The organism is Streptomyces sp. NPDC029152 (assembly GCF_055564355.1).
This window is the reverse complement of sequence record NZ_JBVHWR010000006.1, coordinates 309,552-327,488: the sequence shown is the minus strand read 5'-3', so window position 1 is coordinate 327,488 and position 17,937 is coordinate 309,552. Positions and strand designations below refer to the sequence as shown.

The following is a 17,937-nucleotide window of genomic DNA, read 5'->3' as shown; positions in this document are numbered from 1 at the left end:
GCGTCGCGGCGTTCCCGGGGGCGGCGCGGGACGGCGCGCCCGCAGGCCGCCGGCTCCGCGTCCGGGGGACGTGCCGGGCGCCGCCGGACGGGGTTCACCTCCCGCGGCGCCGGGCCGTCCGCCACTCGGTCAGGCCCGCCTCGACCAGCTCGGCGTTCGACCGGGCGGGCCGGCCGTCCGGCAGGAGCAGGGTGTCCTCCAGGCCGATGCGGGTCGCGAGGCCCAGCCGGCCGGCCAGGCGCAGCACCGGCCAGGCGCCGCCGTCCTCGCCGTGCAGCAGCACCGGGCGGCCGTGCGCCGTGCCCAGGCCGGCCAGCAGGGTCCGCGCGGACGCCTGCGCGGTCGCCGCGCCGGTGTCCGTGACCTCCGCCAGCACCCGCAGCACCCTCGGCCCCAGCGGCGAGCGCGCGAACCGTTCCGCGCCGTCCGTGCCGGACCAGACGCCCGCCTCGACACCCACCCCCCGCTCGATCAGCGCGGCGGCGACCGCCTCGGCGCCCGGCTCGTGCCAGTTGACCGAGGCGTGGTCGGGCAGCGCCTCCCAGCTCCGGATGCGCGCGACCCGGGCGTCCGGCTCGGGCTCGGCCCAGGCTCCCGTGGTCACCCCGACCGGCACCGCCTCCGGCACCCGCGCCCGTATCGCCCCCAGGGTCGCCGCGAGCACCCGCGGCGACAACGTGTCCTGTCCGCACGGGGACTTGGGATGGACATGGACGTCCGTGGCCCCGGCGGCCACCGCCCCGGCCACGGCGTCCGCCATCGCCTCCGGCGTCAGCGGCACCACCGCACCGTCGGCGGCCCCGCGGGCCCCGTTCACGCACACCTGCACCATCCCCCCATGGTGCAGGGCGCCACTGACAACACCCGTCGGGGGCGCGGCGTCCCCGGCGCACCCCCTCGGCCGCTACGCCGACATCAGCAGCCGTTCACGCCGGGCCTCCGCCAGGGCCTTCGGGGTCAGCACCGGACGCGGCACCAGGATCCCGCAGTCCGTGCAGACCGGGCCCGTCGACGGTTCGTGGTCCAGGTCGTGCTTCCAGACCAGCCGGTCCCCGTCGCACACCGGGCACACCGACCCCGGTTCGCGCTCCAGCGCCGAGATCAGCCGTCGCAGCACCTCCGCGAGCGGCCCGTCGGGATGGACCTCCGGGTCGTCGCACCAGGCCACCCCGAAACCGCCCCAGGTCAGCCGGTGCCAGTCGTCCACGCTGCCCGGCCTGCGCAGTCCGTCGTGCTTCTCCTTCCTGCGCCGCTCGGCGAACTCCACCTCGTAGGCCAGCCACACCGAACGCGCCTCCTCCAGCTCCTCCAGCGCGGCCACGAGCCGCGCCGGGTCGGGGGAGCGGTCCTCGGGGCCGAACCCGGCCCGCGAGCACAGATGGTCCCAGGTCGCCCTGTGCCCGTAAGGGGCGAACCGCTCAAGGCACTTGCGCAGCGAATAGCGCCGTAGCGCCAGGTCGCACCGTGGATCGCGGACCTGTCTCGCCAGACTCCGGAAACCGGCCATCGCCCTGCACCTCCGTCACACCTGCACCTGCTTCTCGGTCACTTCGGTCACTTCGGCGTCGTCGTACGGAGTCGTCCTCCCGACGTCGCCGAGTAGACGTATCGACGCGCGATCCGGCTCCATCCGATTTCCGATGTCTCCCATCAGCCGATCGCACCCGCTCCGAAAACTGACGCATGTTCACCTCGCAACTCGGGGATACCGGCGGTAACGTCCGGGCCCACCCTCGTCGGGAGGAGCTGCCATGCAACGGCGCACCCCACGCAACGCCCTTGACAGACTGAGAACTCCCCGCCGCTTCCACGGGTTCCTGAAGAGCGCATCGGTATGCGCCCTCATCGCCGGTCTTCTGTCACCGCTTTCCCCCGCGGTGGCCGCCGACACGGGCGCCACCACCCCCACGACCGCGCGGGCGGCGGCCGCCGACCACTGCGGCGGCCGGTGTTCCGACATCCTGCCGCCCGGCCAGAACGGCAACGCCACCCTCGCCCAGATCCTCCTCAACCAGGCCTTCGGCACCCAGCCCGCGCACGCCGAGGACCAGCTCGGCCCCTACGCGAACCTGGCCACCGGCTACCCCGGCCTGACCAACGACAAGATCAACGCCTTCTTCGGGGACGCCTCCTTCGGCGTCCCCGCCGACCAGGTCGCCTCCACCGTCCGCCCCGCCGGACGCGACGACGTGACGATCGTCCGCGACAAGAAGACCGGCGTGCCGCACATCACCGGCACCACCCGCTACGGCACCGAGTTCGGCGCCGGCTACGCCGCGGCCCAGGACCGGCTGTGGCTGATGGACCTCTTCCGGCACGTCGGACGCGGCCGGTTGACCTCCTTCGCGGGCGGCGCCCCCGCCAACCAGGGCCTGGAGCAGCAGTTCTGGCGCAGCGCCCCCTACACCGAGGCCGACCTGGAGGCGCAGATCGAGAGCGCCGCCGCGAAGGCCGGAGAGCGCGGCGCCCAGGCCCTCGCCGACGTGGACGCCTACGTCGCCGGCGTCAACGCCTACATCGACGCCTCCGACAAGGGCCGCTACTTCCCCGGCGAGTACGTCCTGACCGGCCACAAGGACGCCGTCACCAACGCCGGCGCCATCGAGCACTTCGAGCGCGCCGACCTGGTCGCGCTGGCCTCCGTCATCGGCTCCCTCTTCGGCTCCGGAGGCGGCGGCGAGGTGAACAACGCGCTCTCCCTCCTCGCCGCCCAGGAGAAGTACGGCGTCGCCGAGGGCACGAAGGTCTGGGAGTCCTTCCGCCAGCGCAACGACCCCGAGGCGGTCCTCACCCAGCGGGACGGCAGCTTCCCGTACCTGCCCCGCCCCGACGCCCCGCAGGGCCGCGCCCTGCCCGACGCCGGCTCGGTCCGGGCCGAACCCCTGGTGTACGACCGCACCGGCAGTGCGGCCGGGGCGGGCGCGACCGGCGCCTCCGCCACGGCCGCGGACACCGCCGTCACCTCCGCCCGGCGCGGCATGTCCAACGCCCTCGTCGTCAGCGGGAAGCACACCGCGAGCGGCCACCCGGTCGCCGTGTTCGGCCCGCAGACCGGCTACTTCGCACCCCAGTTGCTCATGCTCCAGGAACTCCAGGGCCCGGGCCTGAGCGCCCGCGGCGCCTCCTTCGCGGGGCTGAGCATGTACGTCGAGCTGGGCCGCGGCCAGGACTACGCCTGGAGCGCGACCACTTCCGGCCAGGACATCATCGACACCTACGCGGTCGAGCTGTGCCAGGACGACCACCACTACCTCTACCGTGGCACCTGCACGCCGATGGAGAAGGTCGAGCGGAAGAACGCCTGGAAGCCGACCGTCGCCGACTCCACCGCGGCCGGCTCCTACACGATGCGGGTCTGGCGCACGAAGTACGGTCCGGTCGAGTACCGCGCCACGGTCGGCGGCAAGAAGGTCGCCTACACCACGCTGCGCTCGTCCTTCCTGCACGAGGCCGACTCGATCATCGGCTTCCAGATGCTCAACGACCCGGACTACCTCACCGGCCCCGAACGCTTCCAGGGCGCGGTGCAGCACATCAACTACACCTTCAACTGGTTCTACGCCGACTCCGAGCACACCGCGTACTACAACAGCGGCGACAACCCGGTGCGGGCGAACGGCGTCGACGCCGAGTTCCCGGTGTGGGCGGGCGAGGCGTACGAGTGGCAGGGCTGGGACCCGGCCGCCAACACGGCCCGGTACACGCCCCCGTCGGCCCATCCCCGCTCCGTCGACCAGGACTACTACGTCTCCTGGAACAACAAGCAGGCCGAGGACTATCCGGCCGCCTCCTGGGGCAACGGCTCCGTCCACCGGGGCAACCTCCTCGACGACCGCGTGAGGAAGCTGGTCGCCGCCGGCGGTGTCACCCGGGCCGCGCTGGTGAAGGCCATGGCCGAGGCGGGCCTCGCCGACCTGCGGGCCGAGGACGTGGTGCCCGGCCTGCTGAAGGTGATCGAGTCCGCGCCGGTGACCGACCCCGCGGCCGAGGCGGCCGTGGTCCGGCTCAAGGCGTGGCTGGCGGCGGGCGCCCTGCGCACGGAGACCTCGGCCGGGTCGAAGAAGTACGCCCACGCCGACGCGATCCGCACCCTGGACGCCTGGTGGCCGCTGCTGGTGAGGGCCGAGTTCGAACCCGGCCTCGGCGGCGACCTGTACACCGCCTTCACCCGCAACCTGCCCGTCGACGAGTCACCGTCCGCCGCCCACGGCCCGACCGGCGCCCACGCCGGCAGCGCCTTCCAGTACGGCTGGTGGAGCTATGTCGACAAGGACGTCCGGTCGGTGCTCGGCGAGCCGGTCAGGGGACCGCTGGCGCGGGAGTACTGCGGCGGGGGCGACCTCGCGGCCTGCCGGGACACCCTGGTCTCCACCCTGAAGGAGGCCGCGGGGCGCACGGCCGCCCAGGTGTATCCCGGCGACGACACCTGCGGGGCCGGCGACCAGTGGTGCGCCGACTCGGTGATCCACCGCACCCTCGGCGGCATCGGGCACGGCGGCGTCTCCTGGCAGAACCGGCCGACCTACCAGCAGGTCGTGGAGTTCACGTCCCACCGGTGACCGGCCGGCACCGCGGCCGGCGGCAGAGGTCAGCGGTAGAGGAGGTACTGGCGGCGGGTCCTGCGGAACGCCGCCAGTTCCCTCTCCCAGCCGTCCACCACCTCGTCGGTGTCCGCGCCCGCGTCGATCATCGTGCGCACCTGCGTGGAGCCGGTGAGCTTGTCGATCCAGTCGTCCGGCCGCCAGGCGAAGCCGTCCCAGGTCCGCTTCGCGGTCACCAGGAGGGCGATCCCGGTGCGCACCGGGTCGAAGGCGGCCCGGTCGTGCACGTGGAGCTGCACGCCCCCGACCGTCCTGCCCTGGAACTTGGAGAAGGCGGGCGCGAAGTACGCCTCCCGGAAGCGCACGCCCGGCAGGCCGAGTTCGTTCGCGGCGGCGGCCCAGCGCCCGTCGACGCCCTCCGCGCCGAGCAGTTCGAACGGACGGGTGGTGCCGCGCCCCTCCGACAGGTTGGTGCCCTCGAACAGGCACGTGCCCGAGTAGACCAGAGCGGTGTCCGGCGTCGGCATGTTCGGGCTCGGCGGCACCCAGGGCAGCCCGGAGGCGTCGTAGAACTCCGACCGCTTCCAGCCCGTCATCGTGACGGTCTCCAGCGGCACGGGCGACGGCAGGAACTCGCCGTTGAACAGCAGCGCCAGCTCGGCGACGGTCATGCCGTGCGCCTGGGCGATCGGCCGCCGCCCGACGAAGGTGGCGAACTCCTCGTGCAGGACGGGCCCCAGGGCCGCCCGTCCGGTCACCGGGTTCGGCCGGTCCAGCACCACGAACCGCTTGCCCGCGAGCCGGGCCGCCTCCATGCAGTCGAACAGCGTCCAGATGTACGTGTAGAAGCGCGCGCCGACGTCCTGGATGTCGAAGACGACGGTGTCCACGCCGGACGCCGTGAAGACGTCGGCGAGCGGCTGTCCGCTCTTCAGGTACGTGTCGTGGACGGGCAGCCCGGTCGCCGGGTCGTCGTAGCGGCCCTCGGAGCCGCCGGCCTGCGCGGTGCCGCGGAAGCCGTGCTCGGGACCGAAGACGGCCGTCAGGTTCACCCGGCCGTCGGCGTGCATCACGTCCACGATGTGGCGCGCGTCCCGGGTGACGCCGGTGGGGTTGGTGACGACGCCGACCCGCTCGCCCTCCAGCAGGGCGTAGCCGTCGTCGGCCAGCCGCTCGAAGCCGGTGCGCAGCCGGCGGCCGCCGCCCGAGGGGGCCGCCTGGGCCGGGCCGGCGCCGGCGGCCGAGGCGGTGGCCGCCACCGCGGCCGTGGTGGCGAGCAGGGTCCGTCTGGACAGCGTCATGCGGTGACCTCCGTGATCGCGGCGGGTGTCATGCGCACGCACGCTAACCCGCGCCCTGGGCCCCGCGGAACGACCCGGACCGCGGTTCACCTCTTCCGCCGGGCATACCGACTGGTTAGTCTGTCGTCCGGCAGCGCCCGAGCCGTGTCGAAGGAGACCGATGGTGGAAGCCGTGCAGGATGCCGGAGTCGTCGTCACCGGGGCGGGAGGCGGCATCGGCGCCGCGCTGGCCCGCCGCTTCGCGGCCGAGGGCGCCCGGGTGGTCGTCAACGACCTGGACGCCGGACGGACGAAGGCCGTCGCCGAGGAGATCGGCGGCATCGCCGTCCCCGGGGACGCCTCCGCGATCATCGGCGAGGCCCGCGACGCGCTCGGCGGCACGGTCGACGTCTACTGCGCCAACGCCGGCGTCGCCTCCGGCGGCACGGAGGCCGCCGAGGAGGCCGTCTGGGCGCTCGCCTGGGACGTCAACGTCATGGCCCACGTCCGCGCGGCGCACGAGCTGATCCCCGACTGGCTGGAGCGCGGCGGCGGGCGCTTCGTCTCCACCGTCTCGGCGGCCGGGCTGCTCACCATGATCGGCGCCGCCCCCTACAGCGTCACCAAGCACGGCGCGTACGCCTTCGCCGAGTGGCTGTCCCTCACCTACCGCCACCGCGGCGTCAAGGTGCACGCCGTCTGCCCGCAGGGCGTGCGCACCGACATGCTGACCGCCAGCGGCAGCGCGGGCGAGCTGGTGCTCGCGCCGACCGCGATCGCGCCCGAGGACGTGGCGGACGCCCTGTTCGAGGGCATCGAGGAGGACCGCTTCCTGATCCTCCCGCACCCCGAGGTCGCCGGGTACTACGAGGCCCGCGCCGCCGAACCCGAACGCTGGCTGCGCGGCATGAACCGCCTCCAGCGGCAGTGGGAGGAGGCGGCGGCCCGATGACCGGCTCCCGTTACGCCGCCCAGCCCTGGCTGGACCTGCTCACCGACGCCCAGAAGGCCCCGCTCCACCCGGACGCCTCCCTGGTGCACGCCCTGCGCCGGGCCGCCGCCGAGGCCCCCGACCGCCCCTTCCTCGCCTACTTCGACGGCCGCCTCTCCTACCGCGAGGCGGACGAGCTGACCGACTCCGTCGCCGGGCACCTCGCCGCCCGCGGCCTGGAGCGCGGCGACCGGGTCGCGGTCCTGCTGCAGAACTCCCCGCACTTCGTGCTCGCCGTCCTCGGCGCCTGGAAGGCGGGCGCGGTCGTCGTGCCGGTCAACCCCATGTACAAGTCGGGGGAGGTCGGCCACGTCCTGCGCGACGGCGAGGTCGCCGCCCTGATCTGCTCCGACCGGGCCTGGGAGGCGTACCTGCGCGAGACGGCGGCCGGCTCGCCGGTGCGGATCGTGCTCACGGCCTGCGAGCTGGACCTCCAGACCCGCGGCGACGCCCGCGTGCTGGCCTTCGAGCGGCTGCCGCGGGCCGCCGACGCCGACGACCTCACCGAGGCGGCCCGCGCCGGCCACGAGGCGCCCGGGGGCCGCGACCCCGAGTCCGACGGCACCGCGCTCATCAGCTACACCTCGGGCACCAGCGGCACCCCCAAGGGCGCCACCAACACGCACCGCAACATCATGTACAACGCCGAACGGCAGCGCACCGGCCTCGGTCTGCCCGAGGCGCCGGTCTACTTCGCGCTGGCGCCGCTGTTCCACATCACCGGCATGGTCTGCCAGCTCGGCGCCTGCCTGAACAGCGTGGGCACGCTCGTCCTGGCGTACCGCTTCGAGGCGGGCGTCGTCCTGGACGCGTTCGCCGAGCACCGGCCGCACTACACGGTCGGTCCGTCCACCGCCTTCATGGCGCTGGCCGCCCACCCGGACGCCACCCGGGAGCACTTCGCGTCCTTCGCCACCATCTCCTCCGGCGGCGCCCCGCTGCCGCCCGCCCTGGTGGAGAAGTTCCGCGCGGGCTTCGGCCCGTACATCCGCAACGGCTACGGGCTCACCGAGTGCACCGCGCCCTGCGCCTCCGTGCCGCCCCACCTGGAGGCGCCCGTCGACCCGGTCTCCGGGACCCTCGCGGTGGGCGTGCCCGGCCCCGAGACGGTCGTGCGGATCGTGGACGACCAGGGCGAGGAGGTGCCCTTCGGCGAGCAGGGCGAGATCGTCGTCAGCGGGCCGCAGGTCGTCCCCGGCTACTGGCGCCGTCCCGACGCCACCGCCGAGACCTTCCCCGGCGGCGAGCTGCGCACCGGCGACATCGGCTTCATGGACGACCGGGGCTGGCTCTACGTCGTCGACCGCAAGAAGGACATGATCAACGCCTCCGGCTTCAAGGTCTGGCCCCGCGAGGTCGAGGACGTCCTCTACACCCACCCGGCGGTGCGCGAGGCCGCCGTCGTCGGCGTCCCCGACGGGTACCGCGGGGAGACCGTCAAGGCGTACATCAGCCTCCGCCCGGGCGCCGACACCGACCCGGACGCGCTGGCCGCGTACTGCAAGGAGAGACTGGCCGCCTACAAGTACCCGCGTCAGGTGGAGATCCTGACCGACTTGCCGAAGACGGCGAGTGGGAAGATCCTCCGTCGGGAACTGCGTTCCCGTACGCACGACGACGGACAGTGAGACAACGGAAAGGCAGGTGACGGCAGTGCCCAGGACCACGGACGGGGACGGCACTCCGGTGCCGCAGCGGCTCCTGGCCGCCGCCACCCGGCTCTTCGCGGAGCAGGGCTACGACCGCACCTCGGTGCAGGAGATCGTGGAAGCGGCCGGCGTCACCAAGGGCGCGCTCTACCACTACTTCGGCTCCAAGGACGACCTCCTGCACGAGGTGTACGCGCGCCTCCTGCGCCTCCAGCAGGAACGCCTGGACGCCTACGCGGACTCCGACGGGCCGGTCGAGGAGCGGGTGCGCGACGCGGCGGCCGACGTGGTCGTCACCACCATCGACAACCTCGACGACGCGTCGATCTTCTTCCGCTCCATGCACCAGCTGAGCCCGGAGAAGAACAAGCAGGTGCGCGCCGAGCGCCGGCGCTACCACGAGCGCTTCCGGGCGCTCATCGAGGAGGGCCAGCGGGCCGGCGTCTTCACCAAGGAGGTCCCGGCCGACCTCGTCGTGGACTACCACTTCGGCTCCGTGCACCATCTGTCGACCTGGTACCGCCCCGACGGCCCGCTCAGCCCGCAGGAAGTGGCCGACCACCTGGCCGACCTGCTGCTGCGGGCGCTGCGTCCGTGAGGCGACCGGTGAGGTGATCGGCCAGGGCCGCGGCCGCGGGATTGCGCGGCCGCGGCCCCCGCCCGGTCAGCACGACCGTACGGCCCGGTTCCGGCTGCCGGACCGAAACGCACGGCAGCCCGGCCCGCTCGCCGACCCGCCGCGGCACGAACGCCACCCCGATCCCGGCCCGCACCAGGTCGACCAGCAGCCCGATCTGGGTGACGTCGCAGGTGATGCGGCGCTCCAGACCGCAGTGCGCGGCCAGACGCCGCACCGCCGTCTCCAGGCCGGTGCCCGCGCGGAAGTCGACGAACGGCTCCTCGGCGAGGTCCTTGATCAGCGTCCGTCCGGCCTCGGCGAGAGGGTGGCCCGGAGCGGTGATCAGCACCAGCTCCTCCTGCCAGGACGCGTACGGGACGAGCCCCTCGGGCAGCGCGCCCGCGTCCGGCACGAGATACGCGAGGTCCAGTTCGCCGGCGCGCAGCGCCTCGGTCAGTTCACCGACCGGCGCGTCGCGCACCGACACCTGGACGCCGGGGAACCGGCGGTGGAACGTGGCCAGTTCGGCGGGCAGGTCCACGCAGGTCAGCGTCTGGATCGTGCCGATGGCCACCCGGCCGGTGGCCAGCCCCGTCACCGCCGCCACCGCGTGCCGCGCCTCCTCGGTGCCGGCCAGCAGCGCCCGGGCCCGCGGCAGCAGGGCACGGCCCGCCTCCGTCAGCACGGCCCGGCGGCCGGTGCGGTCGAACAGGTCGGCGCCCAGCTCCCGTTCGAGGTTGCGCACCGAGGTGCTGAGCGCCGACTGCACGATCAGTTCGCGGCGCGCGGCGGCGGTGAAACTGCCCTCGGTGACGACCGCCATGAAGTGACGGAGCTGACGGATCTCCATCCATCTATTCTAGAGATGGGCCGTAGCGAAACGATCTGTTGGACCGACGGCCGGTCCGCGAGCCAGCCTGAGGGCATGACTCGCAGACCTTCGCCGTGGTCCCGTTTCGCCGCGTTCTTCCGTGCTCTCGTGCACACGGACCATCACTACTCCGGCGGCTACTAGGGGAACTTCCGCCGGAGACGCTCCCGCTAGAGGTACTTCTTGATCTCCCGGCGCGCCAGCGAGCGCTGGTGCACCTCGTCCGGACCGTCGGCGAGCATCAGCGTGCGGGCACCGGCGTACAGCTCGGCCAGCGGGAAGTCCTGGCTCACGCCGCCCGCGCCGTGCAGCTGGATCGCCCGGTCGAGGATGCCGACCACCGCGCGCGGTGTGGCGATCTTGATGGCCTGGATCTCGGTGTGGGCGCCCCGGTTGCCGACGGTGTCCATCAGCCAGGCGGTCTTCAGCACCAGCAGCCGCAGCTGCTCGACGGTGACCCGCGCGTCCGCGATCCAGTTCTGCACGACGCCCTGCTGGGCCAGCGCCTTGCCGAAGGCCGTGCGGGAGGTCGCGCGGCGGCACATCAGCTCGATCGCCCGCTCGGCCATGCCGATCAGCCGCATGCAGTGGTGGATCCGGCCGGGACCGAGCCGGGCCTGGGCGATGGCGAAGCCGCCGCCCTCCTCGCCGATCAGGTTCGACACCGGTACGCGCGCGTGGTCGAAGGTCACCTCGGCGTGGCCGCCGTGGTAGTGGTCCTCGTAACCGAAGACCTGCATCGCCCGGTTCACGGTCACGCCCGGCGTGTCGCGCGGGACCAGCACCATCGACTGCTGGCGGCGGATGTCCTCGCCGTCCGGGTCCGTCTTGCCCATCACGATGAAGATCCGGCAGTCCGGGTTCATCGCCCCGGAGATGTACCACTTGCGGCCCGTGACGACGTACTCGTCGCCGTCGCGCTCGATGTGCGTGGTGATGTTCGTGGCGTCCGAGGAGGCCACGTCCGGCTCGGTCATCGCGAACGCCGAGCGGATCTCACCGGCGAGCAGGGGTTCGAGCCACTGCTTCTTCTGCCGCTCGTCGGCGAACTGGGCCAGCACCTCCATGTTCCCGGTGTCGGGCGCCGCGCAGTTCGTCGCCGTCGGCGCCAGCTGCGGGCTGCGGCCGGTGATCTCGGCGAGCGGCGCGTACTGGAGGTTGGTCAGTCCCGCCCCGTACTCGGCGTCGGGCAGGAAGAGGTTCCACAGGCCCTGGCGGCGGGCCTCGGCCTTGAGGTCCTCCACGACCTGGGGGGTGTCCCAGGGGGAGGCGAGGAGGGCGCGCTGCTCGTGGGCGACCTGCTCGGCCGGGTAGACGTGCTCGTCCATGAAGGCCAGCAGCCTGGCGCGGAGTTCCTCGGTGCGTGCGTCGAACGCGAAGTCCATGGCGGTTCAGCCTTCCTGGAGGGTGGTCAGGCCGTGCTCGATGAAGACGGGGACGAGTTCGCCGATGCGGTCGAAGCCGCGGCCGACCGTCTGGCCCAGCGTGTAGCGGTAGTGGATGCCCTCCAGGATCACGGCGAGCTTGAACCAGGCGAACGCCGTGTACCAGGCGACCGAGGACACGTCACGCCCCGAGCGCTCGGCGTACCGCTCGATCAGCTCGGAGGGGGCGGGGTGGCCGGGTGCCTGGGCCGTGGTGGAGACGGGGGAGTCGGGCATGCCGAGCGGCCGGCTGTACATGACGAGGAGACCGAGGTCGGTGAGCGGGTCGCCGAGCGTGGACATCTCCCAGTCGAGGATCGCCCTGATCTCGTCGTCCTCGCCGCCGATCAGGACGTTGTCGAGCCGGTAGTCGCCGTGCACGACGGTCGGCGCGGGGGAGCGGGGCAGCTCCCGGCCGAGGGTGGCGTGCAGCTCGTCGATGCCGGCCAGGTCGCGGTTGCGGGAGGCGTCCAGCTGCTTGGCCCAGCGGCGGAGCTGGCGGTCCAGGAAGCCCTCGGGGCGGCCGAAGTCCCCGAGGCCCACCTCGGCGGGGTCCACCGCGTGCAGTCCGACGAGCGTGTCGACCAGGTTCAGCACGGCGGCCCGGGTGCGCTCGGGGCCGAGCGGGGCGAGCTGGCCGGCGGTGCGGTACGGGGTGCCCTCGACGAACTCCATGACGTAGAAGGGCGCTCCGAGGACCTCCTCGTCCTCGCACAGCAGCACCGGGCGCGGCACCGGTACGTCCGTCGGGTGCAGGGCGTCGATCACCCGGTGCTCGCGCCTCATGTCGTGCGCGGTGGCCAGCACGTGGCCGAGCGGGGGGCGCCGCACGACCCACCTCGAGGCGCCGTCCGAGATCGCGTAGGTGAGGTTCGAACGACCGCCTTCGATCAGCCGGCCGGACAACGGGCCGTTCACCAGGCCGGGCCGCTCGCGGGCGAGCAGGGCACGCAACCGGTCGAGATCGAGTCCGGGCGGGTGGTCGGGGCTCATCGGCGCTCCTCGGGCAGGCGAACGATACCCGACTCATGATGCCGACCGGTCGGTATGGCGTCCAGTGGGTGGGTGGAACGTGATCGGGGCCACCCTAGGCCGACAGCTCCCGGCGCGGGGGCGCGGGGAGCTGTCGGGTGCCCGGGAGCGGGTGCGGGAGCGGGTGCGGCCCGTCGGTCAGTGGTCGTCCCAGTGGCCGTCGTGGGCGGCGTGGCGGTGGCCGTCGTGGAGGTAGTCCACGTGGTCGCCGTGCTGCACGCGCGCGTGCCCGCAGTCCTCGCCGTGCCGGTGGTCGTGGCTCTCGTGGGCCGTGTGCCCCGAGGTCTCGCACTCGTCCCAGTGGCCGCCGTGCTCCCGGTGCAGATGCCCGTCGTGCGCGTAGTCGACGTGGTCGCCGTGCGGGACCTCGGTGTGGCCGCAGGCCGGGCCGTGGGCGTGGTCGTGCGCGGTGTGTTCCTGGTGGAGGGTGGTCATGGCGATCACCTTAACGGTGCATATCAGTACATTCGGCTTGCGTCACGTCCGAGTACCCCAGAGGGTCGAAGCCATGAAGGCGATCAGCTACGCGCGGTACGGCGGCCCCGAGGTGCTGGAGTACGGAGACGTCCGCGATCCGCGGGTGGGACCCGACTCGGTGCTGGTGAAGGTGCGGGCCGCCGCCGTCAATCCCGTGGACTGGAAGTGCCGCGAGGGCCACCTCGACGCGCTCCTCGAGCCCGTGTTCCCGGTGGTCACGGGATGGGACGTGGCGGGGGTCGTCGTGCAGCCCGGCGCGTCCGTCACGGAGTTCGCCGTCGGGGACGAGGTGATCGGCTACGTCCGCGAGGACTTCCTCTCCCGGGGGACCTTCGCCGAGTACGTGGCGGCGCCCGTGCGCACCCTCGCGCGCAAGCCGCGCAACCTCTCGTACGAGGAGGCGGCCGGGCTGCCGCTGACCGGGCTGACCGCCTATCAGGTGCTGGTGAAGACCCTGCGGGTCAAGCGGGGCGAGACCCTCCTCGTGCACGCCGCCGCGGGCGGGGTCGGCTCCGTCGCCGTCCAGCTGGGCCGGTACCTGGGCGCGCGGGTCATCGGCACGGCCAGTGAGCGCAACCACGACTACGTGCGGGATCTCGGCGGGGAGCCGGTGGTGTACGGGGAGGGTCTCGCCGAACGGGTGCGGGGGCTGGCGCCCGAGGGGGTGGACGCGGTGTTCGACACGGTCGGCGGCGAGACGCTGCGGATCTCGGCGAACCTGCTGGCCACCGAGGGGCGTCTGGTGTCGATCGCCGACCCGGACGCCGTCGGCTACGGCGGGCGGTACTTCTTCGTACGCCCCGACGCGGAGGACCTGCTGCGGCTGACCGGACTGGCGGAACAGGGGGTGATCGCCGTGCACGTGGCGGAGACGTTCCCGCTGGAGCGGGCGGCGGACGCGCACCGGCGGAGCGAGGAAGGGCGGACGCGGGGGAAGATCGTGGTGACGGTGAGCGGGGAGGCGGAGGGAGCGCCGGACGCGTCCGGGAGGCCCTGGAGGACCTAGAGGACCTAGAGGACCTAGAGGACGAGGACCGCGCCGCACACCGCCAGTCCCACCGTGCACAGCGCGGCCGCCGCGGCGTCGCCGGGGGCCATCACCCGGGGCCTGCTCGTCGAGGCGAGGGCGCCGATGCGGCGGTGGGCGACGTACAGGAGGACCAGCCAGAGCGCGCAGCACAGCGCCGCGGCGACGACCGCGGAGGGCGTCGGGCCGCCGTGCAGCGCGGCCTTCGCGGCGAGCACGGTGACGACGGTGCCGGACAGGGTCGTGCGGCGCCAGGCGAGGCGGGTGCGCTCGGGCTGGAGCCCGGGGTCCCGTTCCGGTGCGGTGCCGGGGCGGGGGCCGGGGTCCGCGCTCATCCCTCCCACCCGGCGAGGACCACGACGACCATGACGAGGGCGACCACGGCGACCACGAGGCTGAGCAGCGCCGGGAAGCGGGAGACGGGGAGGTCCTCGCCGCGGCGCATGGCCCGCTCGCAGCGCACCCAGTGGTTGACGGCTCGCAGGGAGCACAGGACGCCGGCCGCGAGGAGCGCGAGGGCGAGTCCGACCCGCCAGCCCCAGCGCAGGTCGGGCAGGAACTGGTCCACCGCGAATCCGCCGCCGATCAGGGCGAGGGCGGTGCGCAGCCACGCGAGGAAGGTGCGCTCGTTGGCCAGCGAGAACCGGTAGTCGGGCGTCCCGCCTTCCTGGCGTACCTCCTCGGGCGCGAACCAGAGCCGGAGATTCTGTACGAATGCGATCACGCGGGGACCCTATCGGGCGACGTGCGGCGCGTGGACGGGGTGCCTGCGGCGGCCTGTGCGGGTTCGGTGGGGGTGCGCGGGTGCCTGCGGCGCCTCTGCGGCTCCGGTAGGGGTGCGCGGGTGCCTGCGGCGGCCTGTGCGGGTGTGGTGGGGGTGCGGGGTGCCTGCGGCGCCTGTGCGGGTTCGGTGGGGGTGCGCGTAGCGCCTTGGGTCCGCTGGTGGGTCGGGGCCGCGCCGGGGGGTGTCCGTCCTCGGAACGGCGCGGAATCGGGTGCTGACCAGCAGGCGGGGCGTTGACGCGCCAACCGCTGCGGGCGGACACCCCCCGACACGTCCCCTTCCCGCCGTACGCGACTGACCCGCCGTCCCCGCTCAACTGCGGGCAGCCGCCGTGCGCCGCCGTCCCAGCTGGGGGCAGCCGCCGTGCGCCGCCGTCCCAGCTGGGGGCAGCCGCCGTGCGCCGCCGTCCCAGCTGGGGGCAGTCGTGCCGCTGGGGCGGCACGGGTGGGCGGTGGGGGTCCCCCCGCTCGAGCGAAGCCGAGAGTGGGGGAGGCAACCCGGCAGCGCGGGGCGCGCGCCCACCCCCGCCCCACACCCACGCCGGGCACTCCTGCGACGCAGGGTCACCTCACCCACCCTCCCCCCGCCAAGCCCGCAGCCGCGCATACGCCGCCAACCCGTCCGGCACCCACTCCCACTCCCGGATCCGCTGCTCCACCTCCGTCTCCTCCAGGAACCCCCACCACGCCACCTCCTCCACCTGCGGGGCCACGCGCGAGGTGACGCGCACGTCGTACACCGCCGACCACCACGTCCGCCCGGCCCCGTCGTCGTACAGGAACTTGAAGAGGAACTCCGGCCGCGCGAGCCCTTGCACCCCCAGCTCCTCCTCCGCCTCCCGCGACGCCGCGTCGTCGTAGGACTCACCCGCGCCCACCACCCCGCCGACGAACATGTCGTACAGGGACGGGAAGACCAGCTTCGTCGGCGTGCGGCGGTGGACGAAGACGCGGCCCCGCGCGTCCCGGGCCCGCACGAACACGCAGCGGTGGCGCAGCCCCCGGGCGTACGCGTCACCCCGCCGGGCCTGCCCGGTCACCCGGTCGTTCTCGTCGACGATGTCGAGGATCTCGTCAGCGCTCATGACCCCATCCAAGCAGCGGCCGACGGGGGCCGGCGTCAGCGCCGTTGCAGGTCCCGCGCCGGGTCGCGCTCGCCCGTGCCCTGCGGCATCGCCGGATGCATTCCGAGCAGCACGATGCCCGTCACCACCGCCGTGAGACCGCCCGCCTCCCACGCCAGCGCCCCGGCGTCGGTCCGCAGCCGGTCGCCGAGGAAACCGACCCCGCAGGCGATGCCCGCGAGCGGCTGAGCCGCCGTCAGGGCGGGCAGCGACCTGCGCAGCGGCGCCGTCTCGAACGCGCTCTGCACCAGGACCAGGCCGGTGACGCCGAGCCCCAGCACCGCGTACGGCTGCCAGCCGGTCAGCAGCCCCGTCAGGCCGCCCGCCGACAAGCGCTGCCCGCTCACCCGGGTCAGCGCGTCCTGCACCCCGTACACCAGCCCCGCGGCCAGCGCCAGCAGCGCCGGTCCCCAGGTCAGCCGTACCCGGCCGGCACACGCCGTGAGCAGCAGGGCGAGGCCGAGCACCACGCCGAAGACGACCCAGTGGCGTACGGGGTCGGTCACCGTGCTGCCGCCGCGCGGCTCGCCCGCCACGATGAACGCGCTGACCCCGCCGGCCAGCAGGGCGAGGCCCGCCCAGCCCTGGCGGCCCAGCGGCTGCCGGGTCTGTGCGCGGGAGAGGGCCAGGGCGAAGAGCAGGTTCGTCGCGAGGAGCGGCTCGACCAGGGTGACCTCGCCGTCGGCCAGCGCGATCGCGCCCATCACCATCCCGGCCGCCATCAGACCCGTGCCGCCCAGCCAGCGGGGCACCCGCATCAGGTCGAGCAGCAGCCGCGGGGAGAGGAAGTCGCCCAGCGGGGCGCGCTGGGCGGCGTTCTGCTGGAGGACGAACCCGAAGCCCAGACAGCACGCGGCGCTCACGGCGAGAACCAGAACCAGAACCGACACGCTGCGTACCTCGATCGTCAGGCCGGGCCACGGGGTGCGTGGGAACCGACTCTAGTGCGGGCGGGTCCGGTGCGCCGGGCGAGTGCCCGCATCCGGGTGTCCGGCACCGTCGGGACCCGACGACCCGCGTCACAAGTTCCCCTTTTTCAAGGGCAGTTGACGCGTGTAACGACGCTGCGGGCCTTGACGTCAAGCCTTGGCTGCCGGTTTGCTGTGCGTGATCAGTGCATGGCAAACCGGCTACGACGACCGACCGGGTCGCGTGAGGAAGTTCCCGCGGTGCCCCCACCCCCGCCTCCCCTCGGCCGCGGCCGCAGACGCACGGCCCGGTCCTTCGACGAAGCGCTCGACGACGCCGAACTCGTCACCGCACGGAGCGCGTTGGCCCAGGGGCGCTGGCAGTCCGCCCGTTCCCTGCTCGTCCACACGGGGGACGACTGGGACCGCCGCGGGCACCGGGTCACCGTCCTCGCCAGGGAGACCTACTGCGCCGCCTGGGCCCGCGAGTGGCTGCTCGCCGAGCCCGACTCCGCCGACGCCCGCATCCTGCTCTCCCTGGCCCTCGTCCACCGCGCCCTGCGCGGGAAGGAGAAGCCGGACAGGGCCCGGGAGGCGTGCCGGGACGCCGCGGCGCTCGTGCCCGCCGATCCCACGCCCTGGCTCGGACTGCTCCTGCTGGAGCGCGCGCTCGGCACGGACGGCGAGGTCGTCCGCGCCTTCGAACAGGTGCGCGTCCGGTACGCCGACCACCACCACGCCCACCATCTGATGGTGGCCCGGCTCGCCGAACGCCGCGACGACGCCCCGGATCCGTTCCACGAGGCCTACGACTTCGCCGACTGGGCCTCCGAACAGGCCCCCGCCGACTCCCCGCTGGCCGTCCTGCCGGTGGTCGCGCACGCCGAGCGCTACCGGGTGCTGGCCGCCGCCGGACACCTGTCCGCCGACCCGCGGGCGTCCGGCCACTGGGCCGGCCGCCGGGCCCGGCTGGTGATGAAGGCGGCCTTCGACTGGTGGCTGGAGTGGGAGCAGGACGGCCATCCGCGCCGCCTGGTCGACCTCAACTTCCTCGCGCACGCCAAGTCCTGCGAGGGCCGCGGCGCCGAGGCCGCCGCCCTGTTCCACCGCATCGGCGAGCACGCCACGCCCGCCCCGTGGTCGTACCCCGACCGCGACCCGTACCCCGCCTTCCGTGCCGCCCGCGCCGTCGCGCTGGGCACGACCTGACA

17 protein-coding genes are annotated in these 17,937 nt (G+C 73.7%); 6 read left to right on the top strand and 11 right to left on the bottom strand.

Annotated elements, in window-relative coordinates; translation table 11 throughout:
• Positions 1 to 94 precede the first annotated feature (94 nt).
• Together ACZ4V6_RS15745 and ACZ4V6_RS15740 are read right to left on the bottom strand one after the other, a co-directional pair.
• The gene (locus ACZ4V6_RS15745; RefSeq protein WP_467827132.1) at positions 95 to 832 is read right to left on the bottom strand and encodes a 3-keto-5-aminohexanoate cleavage protein; all 738 of its coding nucleotides are present in this window, start codon (positions 830 to 832) and stop codon (positions 95 to 97) included.
• 72 nt (positions 833 to 904) lie between these two features.
• Entirely contained in the window at positions 905 to 1,507 is a 603-nt protein-coding gene (locus ACZ4V6_RS15740; RefSeq protein ID WP_467827130.1) for a hypothetical protein, read from the bottom strand.
• Positions 1,508 to 1,751: 244 nt separating this feature from the next.
• Between ACZ4V6_RS15740 and ACZ4V6_RS15735 the strand changes: the two genes are divergently transcribed.
• Positions 1,752 to 4,559, top strand: coding sequence for a penicillin acylase family protein (locus ACZ4V6_RS15735; protein ID WP_467827128.1), 2,808 nt, complete (start codon positions 1,752 to 1,754; stop codon positions 4,557 to 4,559).
• Positions 4,560 to 4,588: 29 nt separating this feature from the next.
• Here ACZ4V6_RS15735 and ACZ4V6_RS15730 read toward each other — a convergent pair whose 3' ends face one another.
• Positions 4,589 to 5,842: an exo-beta-N-acetylmuramidase NamZ family protein gene (locus tag ACZ4V6_RS15730; RefSeq protein WP_467827126.1), complete on the bottom strand. Its 1,254-nt coding sequence runs from the start codon at positions 5,840 to 5,842 to the stop codon at positions 4,589 to 4,591.
• Between the two features lie 160 nt (positions 5,843 to 6,002).
• On the opposite strand from ACZ4V6_RS15730, the gene ACZ4V6_RS15725 reads away from it, so the two are divergent.
• The 3 genes from ACZ4V6_RS15725 to ACZ4V6_RS15715 are packed head-to-tail and all read left to right on the top strand — an operon-like array spanning position 6,003 to position 9,059.
• Positions 6,003 to 6,773 (top strand): SDR family oxidoreductase, encoded by a 771-nt coding sequence (locus tag ACZ4V6_RS15725; protein ID WP_467827123.1) that lies wholly within the window; start codon positions 6,003 to 6,005, stop codon positions 6,771 to 6,773.
• Positions 6,770 to 8,440 (top strand): class I adenylate-forming enzyme family protein, encoded by a 1,671-nt coding sequence (locus ACZ4V6_RS15720; RefSeq protein WP_467827121.1) that lies wholly within the window; start codon positions 6,770 to 6,772, stop codon positions 8,438 to 8,440. Before ACZ4V6_RS15725 ends, ACZ4V6_RS15720 begins: the two co-directional genes overlap by 4 nt.
• A 25-nt stretch (positions 8,441 to 8,465) precedes the next feature.
• Positions 8,466 to 9,059, top strand: coding sequence for a TetR/AcrR family transcriptional regulator (locus ACZ4V6_RS15715; protein WP_467827118.1), 594 nt, complete (start codon positions 8,466 to 8,468; stop codon positions 9,057 to 9,059).
• Here the strand turns inward: ACZ4V6_RS15715 and ACZ4V6_RS15710 are convergent.
• The 4 genes from ACZ4V6_RS15710 to ACZ4V6_RS15695 all read right to left on the bottom strand — a co-directional run bounded on the left by ACZ4V6_RS15710 (position 8,998) and on the right by ACZ4V6_RS15695 (position 12,842).
• Positions 8,998 to 9,930: a LysR family transcriptional regulator gene (locus ACZ4V6_RS15710; RefSeq protein ID WP_467827116.1), complete on the bottom strand. Its 933-nt coding sequence runs from the start codon at positions 9,928 to 9,930 to the stop codon at positions 8,998 to 9,000. The genes ACZ4V6_RS15715 and ACZ4V6_RS15710 overlap by 62 nt on opposite strands.
• A 191-nt stretch (positions 9,931 to 10,121) precedes the next feature.
• Positions 10,122 to 11,336, bottom strand: coding sequence for an acyl-CoA dehydrogenase (locus ACZ4V6_RS15705; protein ID WP_467827114.1), 1,215 nt, complete (start codon positions 11,334 to 11,336; stop codon positions 10,122 to 10,124).
• Between the two features lie 6 nt (positions 11,337 to 11,342).
• Positions 11,343 to 12,368: a phosphotransferase family protein gene (locus ACZ4V6_RS15700; protein WP_467827112.1), complete on the bottom strand. Its 1,026-nt coding sequence runs from the start codon at positions 12,366 to 12,368 to the stop codon at positions 11,343 to 11,345.
• A gap of 177 nt (positions 12,369 to 12,545) precedes the next feature.
• Entirely contained in the window at positions 12,546 to 12,842 is a 297-nt protein-coding gene (locus ACZ4V6_RS15695) for a hypothetical protein (RefSeq protein WP_467827109.1), read from the bottom strand.
• Between the two features lie 73 nt (positions 12,843 to 12,915).
• Here ACZ4V6_RS15695 and ACZ4V6_RS15690 point away from each other — a divergent pair, with 73 nt between their 5' ends.
• Positions 12,916 to 13,890 carry an NADP-dependent oxidoreductase gene (locus ACZ4V6_RS15690; protein ID WP_467827106.1) on the top strand — a complete coding sequence of 325 codons (975 nt, stop codon included), beginning with the start codon at positions 12,916 to 12,918 and terminating at the stop codon, positions 13,888 to 13,890.
• 14 nt (positions 13,891 to 13,904) lie between these two features.
• Here the strand turns inward: ACZ4V6_RS15690 and ACZ4V6_RS15685 are convergent, their stop codons facing one another.
• From ACZ4V6_RS15685 to ACZ4V6_RS15670, 4 genes are all read right to left on the bottom strand, one after another.
• Positions 13,905 to 14,246 (bottom strand): DUF202 domain-containing protein, encoded by a 342-nt coding sequence (locus ACZ4V6_RS15685; protein WP_467827105.1) that lies wholly within the window; start codon positions 14,244 to 14,246, stop codon positions 13,905 to 13,907.
• A complete protein-coding gene (locus ACZ4V6_RS15680) occupies positions 14,243 to 14,635 on the bottom strand; it encodes a YidH family protein (protein ID WP_467827103.1) in 393 nt (130 codons plus the stop codon). Before ACZ4V6_RS15680 ends, ACZ4V6_RS15685 begins: the two co-directional genes overlap by 4 nt.
• A gap of 628 nt (positions 14,636 to 15,263) precedes the next feature.
• Positions 15,264 to 15,779, bottom strand: coding sequence for an NUDIX hydrolase (locus ACZ4V6_RS15675; RefSeq protein WP_467827101.1), 516 nt, complete (start codon positions 15,777 to 15,779; stop codon positions 15,264 to 15,266).
• A 35-nt stretch (positions 15,780 to 15,814) separates the two neighbouring features.
• Positions 15,815 to 16,708, bottom strand: a complete 894-nt coding sequence (locus ACZ4V6_RS15670; RefSeq protein ID WP_467827099.1) for a DMT family transporter — start codon at positions 16,706 to 16,708, stop codon at positions 15,815 to 15,817.
• A gap of 279 nt (positions 16,709 to 16,987) precedes the next feature.
• Here ACZ4V6_RS15670 and ACZ4V6_RS15665 point away from each other — a divergent pair, with 279 nt between their 5' ends.
• A complete protein-coding gene (locus ACZ4V6_RS15665; RefSeq protein WP_467827096.1) occupies positions 16,988 to 17,935 on the top strand; it encodes a tetratricopeptide repeat protein in 948 nt (315 codons plus the stop codon).
• Positions 17,936 to 17,937 lie beyond the last annotated feature (2 nt).

Bases quoted from the DNA above. Each gene is read 5' to 3' on its own strand.
- ACZ4V6_RS15695 (WP_467827109.1), bottom strand. From the start codon at position 12,842: ATGACCACCCTCCACCAGGAACACACCGCGCACGACCACGCCCACGGC.
- ACZ4V6_RS15710 (WP_467827116.1), bottom strand. From the start codon at position 9,930: ATGGAGATCCGTCAGCTCCGTCACTTCATGGCGGTCGTCACCGAGGGC.
- ACZ4V6_RS15745 (WP_467827132.1), bottom strand. From the start codon at position 832: ATGGTGCAGGTGTGCGTGAACGGGGCCCGCGGGGCCGCCGACGGTGCG.
- ACZ4V6_RS15700 (WP_467827112.1), bottom strand. From the start codon at position 12,368: ATGAGCCCCGACCACCCGCCCGGACTCGATCTCGACCGGTTGCGTGCC.
- ACZ4V6_RS15730 (WP_467827126.1), bottom strand. From the start codon at position 5,842: ATGACGCTGTCCAGACGGACCCTGCTCGCCACCACGGCCGCGGTGGCG.
- ACZ4V6_RS15725 (WP_467827123.1), top strand. From the start codon at position 6,003: ATGGTGGAAGCCGTGCAGGATGCCGGAGTCGTCGTCACCGGGGCGGGA.
- ACZ4V6_RS15705 (WP_467827114.1), bottom strand. From the start codon at position 11,336: ATGGACTTCGCGTTCGACGCACGCACCGAGGAACTCCGCGCCAGGCTG.
- ACZ4V6_RS15685 (WP_467827105.1), bottom strand. From the start codon at position 14,246: ATGAGCGCGGACCCCGGCCCCCGCCCCGGCACCGCACCGGAACGGGAC.
- ACZ4V6_RS15675 (WP_467827101.1), bottom strand. From the start codon at position 15,779: ATGAGCGCTGACGAGATCCTCGACATCGTCGACGAGAACGACCGGGTG.
- ACZ4V6_RS15740 (WP_467827130.1), bottom strand. From the start codon at position 1,507: ATGGCCGGTTTCCGGAGTCTGGCGAGACAGGTCCGCGATCCACGGTGC.
- ACZ4V6_RS15720 (WP_467827121.1), top strand. From the start codon at position 6,770: ATGACCGGCTCCCGTTACGCCGCCCAGCCCTGGCTGGACCTGCTCACC.
- ACZ4V6_RS15690 (WP_467827106.1), top strand. From the start codon at position 12,916: ATGAAGGCGATCAGCTACGCGCGGTACGGCGGCCCCGAGGTGCTGGAG.
- ACZ4V6_RS15735 (WP_467827128.1), top strand. From the start codon at position 1,752: ATGCAACGGCGCACCCCACGCAACGCCCTTGACAGACTGAGAACTCCC.